Below are 12,426 nucleotides of genomic sequence, written 5' to 3'. Positions count from 1 at the left end.
TGTGCAGGATTAGGCGCCATAAGCGTGTAGTAACCAACAATTAAGGGGTGGTAACCCCGTTCCGTTCAGGGAGTGTGCATGAAGACAGTGATGACGACGCCGCCAAATCAGGCGCCAGCCGCGACAGCGAAACCGGCTCGTAAAACAGGTCTGCTGCTTGGTGGCGGCGCACCAAATTCCACCTTGATCGCCGGTGCCCTGGCCGCTTTCCTCGACGAGGGCATCGAGTTCGACGTCATTTCCGCCTCGGGCGCCGGTGTGTTGATGGGCTTGCTTTACACGACGCCGCATGAAGCCACGCCGCGCCAGGCCTTGCAAAGCTGGGCCGACACGGGCGTGGCCGACAGCATCTACAAGATGATCCCGATCAACTACAAGGTGTTCCAGAAGCCGGGCATGCACGCGAGCACCTTTCGCGACGCCTTCCAGCCGCCGGCCAACAATCCTTTTTTTCAGGCGTTCCAGCAAACGTTTGCGGGCGTGCCCACGGCATGGTCGGACTGGGGCAAGCTGATGGTGTCGTCGCTGTCGCCATCGGACCTGTCGGCGAAAAGCCTGGGTCTGTGCGCGCACTTGCCTTTCCTGGAAAAAGCCGTGGATTTCTCCGGCGTGGCGCGCATGCGCCCCGATTTCTACATCAATGCCTACAACCTCAGCGAGCATCGCATGCAAATCTGGGGCAAGCACGAGATCGAAGCCATCCATGTGCGTGCGGCCCTGTCATTTCCCTTCCTGTACGCACCCACGACCATCGCTGGCGACGATTACATCGAAGGCGCGGCGCTCGATACGCTCAATTTCGATCCGTTTATCGAAGGCAAGGGCGAGCACCATGACGCCGACACTCTGGTCATCCTCGACATCCTGGGCGACGAGCGCTTGCTGCGCAAGCCGCGCAACCTGTACGACGCCTGGGTGCGCTCCATCATCACGCCGCTGGTGAAAATTTCCAAGAGCGAGCTGCGCCTGTTTGAACTCGAGCACAACACGGACAGGAGCACGGGCCAGCCCAAGCGGCGCTTGCTGAAGCTCGACCTGATGGGCGGCATTCCGGAGCAGCACTGGCCCGACACCCTGGACTGGTCCAGCTCGAACATGCAGTTGCTGTTCGACGTGGGCCACAAGGCGGGCCTGGCGTTTTGCCGCCAGCATGGCGACTTGCTGCGCCGCACGCCTGACGCTTCCCCGCTGGCGGCCTAGCCACCGATCCCCGGCCGCCTGATCGGCAGCTACTTATCCTGCCTGGCCTTGCCAGGCCACATTTTTTACTGTGAAACACCATGAATATCACCAAGCAATTAATTCTGACCCTGACCATCGCCTTGCTGGCCCTGCTATTGCTGGGCGCCGGTGGCGCCATCCAGCTGCAGCGCGCCCAGGAGCGTTTCGATACCGTGCAAAACCGCATCATTCCCAGCATCCAGGGCTTGAATGCGGCCAAGGGTTTCCTGGCCGACTCGCGCCTGGCCGGCTACCGCCTGTCCGTGTTCTCTAATTTGACCGACAAGACGGCGCTGGACAAGGCCGTGGCCGATGCCAATACGAATTTTGACAAGGTCATCGCCACCTATCGTGCCGAGCGCCTGTACGACGCGACGGACAGCAAGATGCTCGACGCCGACCAGGCCGCCATGGAAGCCTATCGCCGCGCGCTGGCGCCATTCTTTGCCGCCGCCTACGCGGGCGACATGGATGGCGTACGCGCTACCTTGCTGGCCGGCACGCCACTGGCCATCACGGCCGCCGCCGCGAAAAAGAGCATGGATGACCATATCGCCTACAACAACAAGCTGGTCGACGACGTGAAGGCGGAAAGCCTGGCCGCCTACGACACGGCGTTCAACACCATGCTGGCTGTGCTGGGCGTGGCCGTGCTGCTGACGGGCGCGCTGGCCTGGCATATCTACCGCACCATCAGCGGTGGCCTGGGCAATATCGAACACACACTGGAGCGTGTCAGCGCCTCGCTGGACCTGTCCGCCGCCATGCCCGTCGAGCGCATGGATGAAGTGGGCCGCACGGCGACCGCCTTCAATAAATTCCTGGAGCGCATCGTCGGCGTGATCGCCACCGTGCGCGCCTCGGCCGATACGGTCAGCGTGGCAGCCGCGCAGATTTCCGCCGGCAATGCGGACTTGTCCGTGCGCACGGAGCAGCAGGCGTCTTCCTTGGAAGAAACCGCTTCCAGCCTGGAAGAGCTGACCTCGGCCGTGCGCCAGAATACGGACAATGCGCGCCAGGCGAACTCGCTGGCCGTGTCCGCCTCGGACGTGGCCCGCAAGGGCGGCGCCGTCGTGGCGCAAGTGGTGGGCACGATGGGCTCGATCAATGAATCGGCGAAAAAGATCGCCGACATTATCGGCGTGATCGACGGCATTGCCTTCCAAACCAATATTTTGGCGCTGAATGCGGCCGTGGAAGCGGCCCGCGCGGGCGAGCAGGGCCGTGGCTTCGCCGTGGTGGCCACGGAAGTGCGCAACCTGGCGCAGCGTTCGGCGGCTGCCGCCAAGGAAATCAAGGGCTTGATCGAGGATTCCGTCGACAAGGTCAACACGGGCAGCGCGCTGGTTGACCAGGCTGGCGCGACGATGGAAGAAATCGTCGCCAGCATCTTGCGCGTGACGGACATCATGGGCGACATCGCCAACGCCAGCCACGAACAAAGTGCCGGCATCGAGCAGGTGAACCAGGCCATTGCGCAAATGGACCAGGTGACCCAGCAAAACGCGGCCCTGGTGGAAGAGGCCGCCGCCGCCGCATCCTCGCTGCAAGACCGCGCCGTGGAACTGGTCGACGTGGTGGCCGTGTTCCGCCTGCGTGGCGACACCCAGGCAAAATCGTTGAAAGTGGCGGGCGGCTCGCCGGCCCGGGTTACACCTGCCGTCGGCCAGCGCCTGGCGCTGCCCGGCCGCAGCGCACGCGCTTAAACTTTGTGACGGCCCCGGTACGCCGGGGTTTTGGTGGTGGCGCTTTATCCTGTGGGAGCGTTGATGTTCGGCAGCTGTAAGCGGGACGTGACGTTGCCCGGGCTGGCAAGGCGGAAGGAGGGGTAACAGCCGGCTCCTCGCTAGTCAGGGGGGGGCTGTCTAGCTTTTGGACGTGTGAGTCCGCTTTTGCAGCCAGCAGCAGACATTCATATAACGTTACGAAAGACGCTATGCACGCGTAAATTACTCATGAAGACTATGTCCAATCGGTTTCTCGGCGCAAGAAAGCTTGACGCACTTCGACACGATACTTCGTTAAAAGACGACGATTCAGCTGTCCGGGCTGCGGTGGGCCTTGCGCCCCCCGATCAATAGCAGGTCTTGGGCGCCATCCTGCGTCAGTTCGATGATATCGCCGGTCTCGGGGGACACCAGGCTGGTTTTGCCGGTCGGCACCAGCCGGGTGGCGCCGATGTCCGGCATCACCATCGTCCAGTCCTTGCCGTCGAAGCGCAGTTCGTAGCGGTTGGCGAAACGGCCCTCGAAATTGTCGAGCTGGTAGATGCCGACGTGGCGTGTGGCCGTCGCCAGGTCCAGCGCCGCCGTCTGGGCCAGGCGAGGTTTGAAGTCCGGCCAGTCGTAGGCGGACGCCACCGCCTTGACGATCTCGCCGCCAAGATAGCTGCCGTTGTCGCCGTCGGTCATTACTACTACGCCGTTGCCGCTGTCGAGATACATCGCGTAGGTGCTCTTGAAGCCGGTGTTACCGCCGGAATGCATGAAGCGTTTGTGCTCGCCATCGCCGACCACGAAGAAGCCCTGCGCATAATTGTTCAGCGCCGGCGTCAGCAGGTCGCGCGCCTTGGTGGGGCTCAGAAAGTCCGTGCCGATTTTCCACGACTGCTGGACACCGATGGCGAAGCGCGCCAGGTCGCTGGCCGTGGTCCACAGGCCGGCGGCCGCCAGTTCGGGATAGACGAAGGCCCCGCCTTCGACTTCGCTGCCATCGGCGTAATGGCCGCGCGCGCGGTTGTGTTCTGCCGCCGGCAATGGCTGCGCGAATGTGCTGCGCTGCATCCGCAGCGGCTGAAGTACTTGCTGGCGCATCAACTCCGCAAAAGGCGTGCGCAGACATTGCTGCATGGCGACTTGGGCGATGGTGTAGCCGCCGCCGGAATACGCATAGGCGGCGCCCGGGATGGTCTGGATGACGACCGCCGGCGTGAGCGACGGCGGCTCGCCCTTGAATACCTGAAGGTCCGTAGCGATCGCCTGCGACGGTGGATAGCCGGGGAAGCCGGACACGGTCGCCCCTGCGGTGTGGTTGAGCAAATTGCGCAAGGTCACCGGATGCTCGGGGCTTTGCTGTCCGGCGGGCAGGATCCACGGCCGCAGGCAGACGTCCACCGGACCATCGAGCTGGAGCTTGTTGCTGCCCGCCAGCCGCTGCGCCAGCACGCCGGTCACGCCCTTGCTGATGGACGCGGCCTGATACAGCGTGTCGGTGTTGGCCGCAGGTGCGGACGGTTGCCGGTAGACGCCGGCCCAAGCGATCTTGCCGTCGCGGATGACCGCCACGCTGACGCTGGAGACCTTATAGCGGCGCAGGCGCTGCTGGATATCGAAGGTCTGCGCCGGCTCGCCTGCGATGTCCACCCGCGGCCGCAGCCCGCCGGCGATACGCCCGGCTATATCGGACTCGCCCGCGTGGGCGGAGCCGCTACATGCCGCCACCCCCAGTAAGGCTCCCAGGCGTAGCGCGCGGCTTGAAGCATGGACTGGCGATAGCCATAGACGAATGCGCATAAGTTTCCCTTTCATTAATTGGATGGGCTAATCTTATCGAGCGTTGCCCGAGGCTCCCTGGATTTGCGACGGACGGTGGAAAGCTTGGTCTAGGCCGTTTGTTTTCACCAAAATCTCTACGCGGCGCTAGCATTACCTACAAAAACAGCGGGGTCAGTGCCGACAAAAGCAGAGAGGAGCAGCCGGGGACAGAGCAGCAGACTGCCATGTTGCTCGCCCTGGATCTGATGGTAGGGTGGGGCGCCGCAAGCAATATCGCCGATCATCCGCTCAGCCGGGTCGACGACTTCCTGCCCTGGAACTGCGCCGCACAGCTCCCCTCAGCTTAAAAAAACATGCCGCTACCCAGCGGTGTGATGCCATCATCTGCCAAATCAACGCCAGGCTCAAGACGGCGCTGACTTTACGCTTACTGAGACCATGGGAGAGCTCATACAGGAGATGCCGCTAGGGGCGAATGATATAGTGGCGGGAATGGATACACTGAAAGAAACTGCCATGAAAAACGACGCAACCGCTCGCCCGAAAGCAAACCAAGCCCCTGCCAGGCTCAGCAAAGGGGACTTCGTCACCGCACTGCGCAAACTGCTGCAAGAAGCAGGAAAGGCCGGCGAGACCAGCGTGGACGTGCGCGCTGCGACCCTGCACACCGACGTTGGCGTGTACCCGGCGCGCGGCCATTCGATGCCGACCTGCTGCACGGTGATGTATGAAGAGATGCAGCCGGGTGACGAGATACTGCTGACGCCACCCAGCGGCAAGGGACCTACGCTGCTGGTACGGTATAAATTCCCACGCTGAAAATCGCGGTCTGAGAGACAGTTTATAACTTGGCGGAAATGTAGCCGATGCAGTAGCAGCGAACCCATTGCCAAGTCAATCATGTTTTCTGATACGTCAATGCGCTGCTCGTAATCACGCACCTGTCGTCGGCAACTTATAGCGCGCAGAAGCAGGCGCTCTGCTACCGACTCGGTCGGATATGCCATCCTCGCCGTTTGTTATGGCGAGGGAAGACCAGCTGTTGCCTGCGCGCGGCGAAAGACTGTGTAGGGCAGGGGATAGACAGGTCGGACCCGATCTCGCCGTTGGATCAGGCAGCTACGAGATATCTCCCCCGGCGCCTGGCAGGGCACCCAGGCCCATAGCACGATCCATCGGTTTCTTATCATTCAAGAACGATGGATCAGGAGAGTCTAAGCTACTGTCGGCAATTCAGAGCGCTAATCGGCTCCGTCCGCTTCCGCCCCAAACCGGACGATCACTGCTGCCCAACTGATTTCAGATACGCAAGTCGTCCGATCTGAACTTATTGAAAAGTGACTCGTACCGCCAGCCATCCGCAGCAACAACGGTGCAATCGGTGGCAGTAACGTTGCGATGAAAAACCGCGATGGGATCCGAAATCTCTTGCATAGCCAGGACCTTCATCAAATGCGTCCTCGTACTGTCTGCGACTTCTTCTGCATATCTTCCGTTTACAAGTTCAGCTGTTCTTCGCATCTCTGCTAGGTCGCCACCGCCCGAAAAATGGAGCAAGTCTTGCCAGTAAGGTACTGCTACAACGATGGCGAGCCATTCACTGAGATTGGAAGCGACCTTACCCGCCTGGCCTTCGGACGTTACATAAAGTATTGGCATTTGGTCGAAGTCGCCGTCGCCGTACGCGAGAAATGCGCCGCCCGTGCTTTCGCCTGCGATCACAAGGAACCTGTGTTCCGGAGTGAATCTTATCCACGAATAGTCCCGGGAAGCGCGGTCGATGTCGAAATCATAGGCCTGTGCAAGGTCGTCAACAACTGCGCGAGAACTTTGTAAATCCGTAAGCTTGATCATTAGTTGAGAGTCATTTCGCTCTAGGTGCTGGCTGCATTTAAAGGTCCGCTTGTGGCCGGCAGCTGTCGTTGGTGGCGTTCCGCCCGCATACCTGACTATCATCTAAGGCTAATGCGACGGCTTGGTATGAAGATGCTGGCTAGCGAGCTGACGGGTGTCAGTTGCTTGGGGCCGTTGCCGATACCACGGGTTTGCAAATTGACGGGCATTGTTTGCTTGTCTCATTCAAGGTCTGGCAAGCGCCGCCGGGACCCGCATAACAAGCACCACCTGGGCCTGCATATAGCGGACCACCAGGTCCTGCGTACATGGCACCGCCCGGACCCGCGTACAGTGGTCCGCCTGGTCCTGCGTAGCAGGCACCACCCGGAGAGGTTAGACAGGAACCAGCTACTTGGGTTGTAGTGCAGCCAGAAACAGAAACAGCAACAGCGAAAAGAAATGCCAGTGACGACTTCAGTAGGATCATCAGATGCCTCGTTTGTGAGTTGCGAATTAAAAACTAAAACTCTATCTGTGAGCTAGATTTATTTTTCTCGAATGTCGGCTTGTGGCCGATAGCCGTCTTGTTATTTCTTAACCTCTGATGACAAATTGGAGCTCGTATCAACCCATCGTGGGCGGAGTTCTTTCGCCAACTCCTCCCTGACCTTGGTTAACGAATACTCGTCGCCCATGTCTGCTTCAATTTCGCCGATGCAGCCCCAACAATCGCCACCACAGTCAACTGATAGAGGGTCATCTTTCTGGTCCAGTTTTCGACCGCATATACTGCATGTATTTCGCATCGTCAAACCTCTATCCGACTACAAGTTGTTTGCTGCCACGGCGAGCGTCGGCTTTTGGCCGGTGGCTGCCGTTGGCAGGTTACGCTCCGAAGCTACTTCTCAAGAAGTTGCAAAGCAGCAGTGATGACCGATGGACATTAGGCGGGCGACCGACAATCGACACGACGTGCTCGTCGATTGCCAAATTAGATCGCATCGACTTCATAGGCGCGTGCATCCTGTTCAAGCGGTGCATCGTAATAGCCTACGGAAGCAATCTGGGCCAAGTACACAAGCATGAACGCTTCGATACTTCCGAAGCTCTCGTACTGTTGTACGTGGCGCAGCTCATGGGAAATGAGCCGTACATCAGCATATCTCTCCACGATGAAAATGCCATAGCCAAGGGTCATTCCCGCCAAGTTCGGACCAATTAGGCCGGTAGCATCGACGACTTCACGCAGCAACGGGTCTTCCGGCATCGGCAGCTCCGAGACGTGCTTGATTCGGACTAGTCCAGGCTTCGCAACGCCCACGTGCGTCGCGAGCGCCTGTCCCTTCTCATTCAAGGTAAAGCCGCTGCGCAGTATGAGATGAGACTGCTCCTGTGCCCAGGCGATTGCTTTCGGAACGAGGAGTGGCAGGCGTGTTTGGATATCCATGAAAGATGCCAATCAAGTAGAGTTCACAATCAACGTATGCTGCTATCAAAAAATTTCGGACAGAACGATATCAATTACAGGGAAGGAGTGACCGTCTGGAAATGGCCGAATCCAGCCAATCGTCCACGAACTATATCGGGTCTAAGTCCTTGGGAAATTGGCCGGCGCGCTGCCACTGCTCTTGATCGAGGTCTTCCGTCAAGTCACGCAGATGCCAAGCCCTGTTCAAGTGCGCAAACACATGGCCGAGGTCAATGCGAAGATTTACCTCATCGTAGTCAGCCTCGCTACTCATCTTCGATATGAGCGTGGTCAAGTGTTCTTGCGCATCTTCAAGCTCGTACATCAGTATGGCCCATGCTGCCGGAGCGTTATCTTTACTAATCATAGGACAACCTTTAACTACACTTCAATAACGTCGTGAACTTCCGCTTATGGCCGGTTGCCGTCATCGGCAGGTTCCGCCCCAAAACGGACATCTGAACGCAGGCCTGGCGATATTGAATTCTACCCAAGGTCGATATCTTCGTTCGCCACATCAAATGCAAGAAGCATCTCCACGCCCTCCTGATCGTCGCAGTCAATCAATAGCTCGCCGGAATCGAGTATGCCAGTGATTGGAACCGTCATGCCAAATGTGCCGCTCAATCCAATCTGAAGTGACATCCCTAGGGAAACAGCTCCCGACGATAATGAACCACGAACAATTGCTAATCGGCCGTTGCCATAATCTTCGATCGAGGTGCAATGAAAATTTGTTCTCACGAGTAGCCCAAGGTAAATGATCAGCTGCGCAGCTAAGCTCGGCCGAAGGAAAGGTTAAAAACGCGACCGTCCGCTTCTGGCCGGTTGCCGTCGTTGGCAGGTTCCGCCCCAAAGCGGACGAACGGTTAATCTGTTCTGTCGTCGCAAAGCGGGCATTCTCTGGTCGAGGTGATGCCCCCTGTCGCGACACTTATGAGAAAAACTCTCGACAAAAGGGACGGGCTTGCAGTTTGCCAAGACATTCGATTGACTACGGGGTCAGCCGACACGAACTTGAGATGCACCGGCATCCAATATTTGGAACAAGAGGTCTTCAACTGCGCTCACCGGCGACGAGCCAAGATCCACCGTAACTCTCCAACCCGCCTCCGTGGGTTCCAGCTCAGACATGAAGTGTACGACGCCGAAAAGGCCTTCTTCGGTAGGTGCATTTTCGTCGTCGGTGTCGAACCACTTCAGGAACCAGGACTTAAAGACGTTTGAAGCGGCCTCTTGGCTCAGACCAAGCACTTCGAGTGGCATCCAATCCCAAACGAACGGTGAAAGAACCACTGTACCTGCACCCGACGCAAAAGTGACTACATCAAACTCCAACTGGGTCTCAGAGTCGACTTGAATCGTCTGGCCCGCAGTGTTCCCTTCCATCGGGATGACGTCGACTCTGCAAGGAAGGCCGAGTGAGCCTTCGACGGCCAGCGATCCATCGCTTTGCCTGTATGCCGGCTCTACATGCGATACAAGTTGAGTGGCGACCCGTGCGAAGGTGTCAATGTATGGGGTGCGAACGTCGGTGAGAAATTCGGAAATCGTCATGGTGGTGGTAAGTTTAGAAAAAATATTCAGGACCGATGGGCCGCTGCATAGCTGCCGATCCAGTACACGGGGTGCGCTTGATCGTCCCGTTGTGGTCGGTGGGAGTCACTCCGCTGATGCCACTGGGGCTACGCGGAGTATGAATCTGCTGGCCATCCTGTTCCAACTAGCGGCCCGCCCTTGAAGAAACAATAGCTGTCCATACTCATCCATACTTGAATTCCGGTGAGTCAATCGTAGCCATTTCTCATAAAATACGTCAAAGTCTTCCTGAGTCAGTTGCGGTAAAAACTTGTCGGAATAATCGAAGAGCGCAAGGAACTCAGTGTTAAACCGCAACGATATGGAGTGCAATGGTTCAATGCCAAGCAAACCCATCAGCAACTCCAATTCACCATCACTAGCGAGCGTAACCTCGAAAAGCTCGTCACCGGCTGCCGCCGTTAATGCTTCAAACGACAAAGACGCGCTTGCACTTGCTTCGTTTGACGATGCGAATAGATAGCTTTGAATTCCCGCCTCCACTACAGTTGAAATAATATCTGCGTTCCAGCAATCCGTCCGCTTTTGGCCGAACGCGACCTTTCATCAGAAACAATGCGCTGCCCCACCTCGAATTCATTCTCATGGCAATAAAACAGGATAAGCGGCGTGTCGTTCGAATAGACCATCGCGTCGTCACGCGAAGGGACAAAAATATCCGACCAGTTTTCGATCAGGAACACGCTGCTGCATAAGAAACATTCGTTTTCTCCAAACACCACTACGACCTGCTGAATTTCCGGCACACGCGCACGTAACCACTTGGTCGCGACGGCCGCATCATTGCCGAATTCGAGCCGCTCGATTGAGCCAACGGTGTTAATGTCCAGGCCGAGATGCGTCTTCGAGTCATGTAGGCCCACTAAATCATACGCACGGCGAGCACCCTCGGCATCAAGCCAAACGATATCCGCTGCGTGATGCTTCAGCTCTTGAACCCGCCAATGTGTTGCTTCCATAGTTTCTTAAAATGCAATATTCTTACGGCCAGCACGGCCTGACATTGTCTGCGACAAATACCGCCAAGATTCAATTATATTGATATGGCCGACAAACTACAGTGTATCCTCCAATCCCGGCAAGTCTATTTTTGTCGATGCAAAGGAAAAGCCGCGGTGTTTGTTTCGGCTAGCGCAGTATCTTTTGCCTGGCGCAATGATCATGGAGACATTGCATGATGAATGCTATGCCGCTGACCAATATCCAGATGCTGCACGGCGCCGGATAGAAGGCTCAATTACTTCAACTTCATCAAAATGATAGGGAGATACCCAATTGACGCATATCGAAGAAAGCATCCGCATTGCAGTCCCGCCCACGGTCATCGACCAAATTTGGAGCGAAGTCGACCGATGGCACCTGTGGGATCCGGATACAAAGCAAGCCCGGCTCAATGGAGCATTCGCGGTTGGAACACAGGGCAGGATAGTGCCCAGCAAGGGGATGGGTATTCCGATGCTTGTCACCGAGCGTACTGCAGGCCGCTCGTTCACCGTGGAGGGCTACATCCCCCTGTTTCGCATCCACTTCGAGCACACGGTTGCCGTGGTAGATGGCGGATCGGAAGTCGTTCACCGCGTGTGGTTCACTGGAGCGCTTGCCTTTCTGTTCGGGCCAGGCGTTGCCAAGCAAGTTCGGGAAGGGCTACCCAGAACGATGCGCTCGCTCAAGGCCTATGCCGAGAAACGCAAGGAAACGCTCCATGATGGCGAGGCGGACAGGGCTAACGCGACAACAGCCTGATAGATAGTTTCCCCTCGTCAATTCCTTTCAAACTGCCGCGTCAAATTAACGTGCCGTTCCCGTCATGATGGAATACAATTCTTGCGTGGCAGCCAGCTTGCCTGGCAAGGCCGGGCATGGCGCCACGCTTTGACCTCGGAAAGATGTTGGCTTATGACTCTGCAGTTCTCCCAGCGAACGGCGCCTTGCGCGCCTTTCACGCTCCGCCTTTCACGCAAGCCCCTCGTTTCCCTGTTCGCCCTGACGTTTTCGTATCTGCTGGTCACGCCCGTCATGGCTGCTGCGCCTGCCAGCAGCAGTGTCATGCTGGAAGAGCTGACCAGCACGGAGCTGCGCAGCCGTATCGATCACGGCGCTACCACCGTGCTGGTGCCGATTGGCGGCGTCGAGCAGAGCGGGCCATATATCGCGCTGGGCAAGCACAATGTGCGTGCCGGCATGCTGGCGAAGCAGATCGCGCAAAAGCTGGGCAACACCATCGTCGCGCCCGTCGTTTCCTACGTGCCGGAAGGCGCGATTTCTCCGCCGGCCGGCCACATGCGCTTTGCTGGCACGATTTCGATACCGCCCGCCGCCTTCGAAGCCGTGCTGGAAGGGGCGGCCGCCAGCCTGCGCCAGCATGGTTTCCGCGACATTATCTTCCTCGGCGACCATGGCGGCTACCAGAAGAACGAACAGAACGTGGCCAACAAGCTCAATCGTGCCTGGGGAAAAGCTTCTTCCGCCAAAGATGCGCGTGCTTACGCCTTGCTCGACTACTATGACATCACGCAATCGGCCTATGTTGCCGAACTGCAAAAGCGGGGCCACAGCAGCGCCGAGATCGGCCTGCACGCGGGTTTGGCGGACGCGGCGCTGATGCTGGCGACGGATCCGTCGCTGGTGCGCAGCGAAGCCATGGCCCACGGACCGAAGCCCGGTGTGGCGGACGGCGTGCGTGGCGACGCCACGCGTGCCACGGCTGAGCTGGGCCAGATCGGCATCAAGCTGCAGGTGGACACTTCGGTGGCCGCCATCCGGCAACTGCTGCAACGTAATCAATAATTTCCGCTGGAAGTGCTTAAC

General features: G+C 58.1%; 13 protein-coding genes. 6 read left to right on the top strand and 7 right to left on the bottom strand.

Going from position 1 to position 12,426, the window contains the following annotated elements:
- Positions 1-78: 78 nt before the first annotated feature.
- Both ACQ4WY_RS22820 and ACQ4WY_RS22815 read left to right on the top strand, forming a co-directional pair.
- Complete coding sequence (locus tag ACQ4WY_RS22820; RefSeq protein WP_436506039.1) at positions 79-1,200, top strand: patatin-like phospholipase family protein; 1,122 nt, start codon at positions 79-81, stop codon at positions 1,198-1,200.
- An 80-nt stretch (positions 1,201-1,280) separates the two neighbouring features.
- A complete protein-coding gene (locus ACQ4WY_RS22815) occupies positions 1,281-2,927 on the top strand; it encodes a methyl-accepting chemotaxis protein (RefSeq protein WP_436506038.1) in 1,647 nt (548 codons plus the stop codon).
- A 330-nt stretch (positions 2,928-3,257) separates the two neighbouring features.
- On the opposite strand, the gene ACQ4WY_RS22810 is transcribed toward ACQ4WY_RS22815, so the two are convergent.
- The gene (locus tag ACQ4WY_RS22810) at positions 3,258-4,733 is read right to left on the bottom strand and encodes a serine hydrolase domain-containing protein (RefSeq protein ID WP_436506037.1); all 1,476 of its coding nucleotides are present in this window, start codon (positions 4,731-4,733) and stop codon (positions 3,258-3,260) included.
- Between the two features lie 206 nt (positions 4,734-4,939).
- On the opposite strand from ACQ4WY_RS22810, the gene ACQ4WY_RS22805 reads away from it, so the two are divergent.
- Together ACQ4WY_RS22805 and ACQ4WY_RS22800 are read left to right on the top strand one after the other, a co-directional pair.
- The gene (locus ACQ4WY_RS22805; protein ID WP_436506036.1) at positions 4,940-5,062 is read left to right on the top strand and encodes a hypothetical protein; all 123 of its coding nucleotides are present in this window, start codon (positions 4,940-4,942) and stop codon (positions 5,060-5,062) included.
- A 169-nt stretch (positions 5,063-5,231) separates the two neighbouring features.
- Positions 5,232-5,534 (top strand): HNH endonuclease, encoded by a 303-nt coding sequence (locus tag ACQ4WY_RS22800; RefSeq protein ID WP_436506035.1) that lies wholly within the window; start codon positions 5,232-5,234, stop codon positions 5,532-5,534.
- Between the two features lie 480 nt (positions 5,535-6,014).
- On the opposite strand, the gene ACQ4WY_RS22795 is transcribed toward ACQ4WY_RS22800, so the two are convergent.
- The 6 genes from ACQ4WY_RS22795 to ACQ4WY_RS22770 all read right to left on the bottom strand — a co-directional run bounded on the left by ACQ4WY_RS22795 (position 6,015) and on the right by ACQ4WY_RS22770 (position 10,577).
- Entirely contained in the window at positions 6,015-6,569 is a 555-nt protein-coding gene (locus ACQ4WY_RS22795) for a hypothetical protein (protein WP_436506034.1), read from the bottom strand.
- Between the two features lie 973 nt (positions 6,570-7,542).
- Positions 7,543-7,998 carry a hypothetical protein gene (locus tag ACQ4WY_RS22790; RefSeq protein ID WP_436506033.1) on the bottom strand — a complete coding sequence of 152 codons (456 nt, stop codon included), beginning with the start codon at positions 7,996-7,998 and terminating at the stop codon, positions 7,543-7,545.
- A 130-nt stretch (positions 7,999-8,128) separates the two neighbouring features.
- Positions 8,129-8,386 (bottom strand): hypothetical protein, encoded by a 258-nt coding sequence (locus tag ACQ4WY_RS22785; protein ID WP_436506032.1) that lies wholly within the window; start codon positions 8,384-8,386, stop codon positions 8,129-8,131.
- Positions 8,387-8,505: 119 nt separating this feature from the next.
- A complete protein-coding gene (locus ACQ4WY_RS22780; protein ID WP_436506031.1) occupies positions 8,506-8,763 on the bottom strand; it encodes a hypothetical protein in 258 nt (85 codons plus the stop codon).
- A gap of 258 nt (positions 8,764-9,021) precedes the next feature.
- Positions 9,022-9,576, bottom strand: a complete 555-nt coding sequence (locus ACQ4WY_RS22775; protein WP_436506030.1) for a hypothetical protein — start codon at positions 9,574-9,576, stop codon at positions 9,022-9,024.
- Between the two features lie 524 nt (positions 9,577-10,100).
- Positions 10,101-10,577: a hypothetical protein gene (locus tag ACQ4WY_RS22770; protein ID WP_436506028.1), complete on the bottom strand. Its 477-nt coding sequence runs from the start codon at positions 10,575-10,577 to the stop codon at positions 10,101-10,103.
- 316 nt (positions 10,578-10,893) lie between these two features.
- On the opposite strand from ACQ4WY_RS22770, the gene ACQ4WY_RS22765 reads away from it, so the two are divergent.
- Both ACQ4WY_RS22765 and ACQ4WY_RS22760 read left to right on the top strand, forming a co-directional pair.
- A complete protein-coding gene (locus ACQ4WY_RS22765; protein ID WP_436506027.1) occupies positions 10,894-11,361 on the top strand; it encodes an SRPBCC family protein in 468 nt (155 codons plus the stop codon).
- A gap of 153 nt (positions 11,362-11,514) precedes the next feature.
- Positions 11,515-12,405, top strand: a complete 891-nt coding sequence (locus ACQ4WY_RS22760) for a creatininase family protein (RefSeq protein WP_436506026.1) — start codon at positions 11,515-11,517, stop codon at positions 12,403-12,405.
- Positions 12,406-12,426: the final 21 nt, after the last annotated feature.

This window comes from Janthinobacterium salmonicoloratum (assembly GCF_051380845.1).
GTDB classification, from domain to species: Bacteria; Pseudomonadota; Gammaproteobacteria; order Burkholderiales; family Burkholderiaceae_D; genus Janthinobacterium; species Janthinobacterium lividum_F.
This window is presented reverse-complemented; position numbering and strand designations above follow the sequence as displayed.